This window comes from Methanoregula sp., assembly GCF_002835825.1.
In the GTDB taxonomy this organism is placed as follows: Archaea; Halobacteriota; Methanomicrobia; order Methanomicrobiales; family Methanospirillaceae; genus Methanoregula.
Genome location: NZ_PIZH01000418.1, coordinates 1 through 1,796 on the forward strand (window position 1 = coordinate 1; position 1,796 = coordinate 1,796).

2 protein-coding genes and 1 pseudogene are annotated in these 1,796 nt (G+C 55.7%); all 3 read left to right on the forward strand.

What is annotated here, in order from left to right; all coding sequences use genetic code 11:
- A pseudogene (locus CW742_RS11770) lies at positions 1–109 on the forward strand (6-phospho-3-hexuloisomerase); the annotation flags it as partial.
- Between the two features lie 8 nt (positions 110–117).
- On the forward strand, positions 118–1,221 hold the full coding sequence (locus CW742_RS11775) for a pyridoxal phosphate-dependent aminotransferase (protein WP_292420615.1): 1,104 nt from the start codon (positions 118–120) through the stop codon (positions 1,219–1,221).
- 4 nt (positions 1,222–1,225) lie between these two features.
- A partial coding sequence (locus CW742_RS11780) for a M42 family metallopeptidase (protein ID WP_369333018.1) occupies positions 1,226–1,796 on the forward strand: 571 nt, incomplete at its 3' end.

Sequence of the window (1,796 nt, forward strand, 5' to 3'; positions counted from 1 at the left end):
CTTTGAGACCGTGTCCATGATCTTTGCCGATGCCGTCATTTCCCGGCTTATGGAGATCACACAGACCGATGAATCTTCGCTCAAGAACCGCCACACAAACATTGAATGAGGAAAACCATGACCATGAAATTCTCTGAACGGGTTTCCGGAATCGAGATCTCCGGCATCCGGAAGATCTTCGAAGCTGCCGGCCCGGGCTCGATCAACCTGGGCCTCGGCCAGCCGGACTTCGATACGCCGCAGCATATCAAGGATGCTGCAATCAAAGCCATCCAGGAAGGTAAGACCGGCTATACGACGAATAACGGCCTTCCGGAACTCCGTTCCGCCATCAGTAAAAAGTTCAAGAACGAGAACGGGATCAAGTACCACCCCGACCAGCTGATTGTCACGGCCGGTGCAAGCGAGGCGCTCCACATTGTCATGCAGGCGATGCTGAATCCCGGTGACCGCGTCCTCTGCCCTGACCCGGGTTTTGTGTCGTATGCATCCCTTGCCACAATTGCCGGCGGAAAACCGGTCAGTGTGCCCCTGACAAAGACACTCCATATCGATGTAGAAGCTGCAAAAAAGCTGATGGACGGGGCAACACTCATGGTCATCAACTCGCCCGGCAACCCGACCGGCGCTGTTGAAAGCGAGGAATCGATCCGGGCCCTTGTTGAATATGCAGCGGACAAGAATGTCACTATCATCTCTGATGAAGTGTACGAGCATTTCATCTATGGCAGGAAGCACGTGAGCGCAGCGCGGTTCGGCGACAATGTGATCACGATCAATGCCACGAGCAAGACCTACGCGATGACCGGCTGGAGGATCGGGTACCTTGCGGCATCTCCCGAGATTGTCGGTCAGTGCCTGAAGGTACACCAGTACTGCCAGGCATGCGCAACCTCAATCGCCCAGTACGCGGCAGTTGCTGCGTATGAAGGAGACCAGGGTGCGGTAAAGGTCATGCGGGATGAATACGAGGCACGGCGCGACCTCATATGGGGCGGGTTAAACGAACTGGGATTCGATTTCCCGAAGCCCGAGGGGGCATTCTACACATTCGTCCCGATGAAACCCGCCCTCACGGAGAAGATCATCGAAGCCGGTGTTATTGTTGTGCCCGGCACAGCATTTGGTGCCAATGTCCCGGAATATACCCGGTTCAGTTATGCCACATCGCGGCAGAATATTATGACAGCACTTGAGCGGATTGGAAACCTTGTGAAGTGATATCATGGTCAGGGATCTTTTAGAAAAATTATCCAATGCCCACGGCGTGTCGGGCAGCGAAGGAAGCGTATTTGCGATTGTCAAAAAGGAACTCAAAGGCCACGTGGACGAGATCCGCGAGGATGCGATGGGCAACCTGATCGCAACCAAGAACGGCGGAAAATTCTCGGTGATGCTCGCCGCCCACATGGACGAGATCGGCCTGATGGTGAAGTATGTCGATGAGAAAGGCTTCATACGGTTTGTCGCGCTTGGCGGCTGGTACGACCCCGTGCTCTACACCCAGCGGGTCGTCCTGCATTCGACCAAGGGTCCAGTGTACGGCGTTGTCGGCGGCAAGCCCGTCCACATGATGAATGACGAGGAGAGGAAGAAAGGTGTCAAGATCGACGACATGTTCATCGATGTCGGGGCAACGAACCGCCAGGAAGTGGAACTTCTCGCCATCGATGTCGGCACGCCCGTCACCATTGACCGGCAGTTCGCGGAGCTTGCAAACAACCGGGTGACCGGTAAGGCCGTCGCACATCGGGCCGGCGTCGCGACTCGAGACCACGCCATGAAGGAGGGAAAAA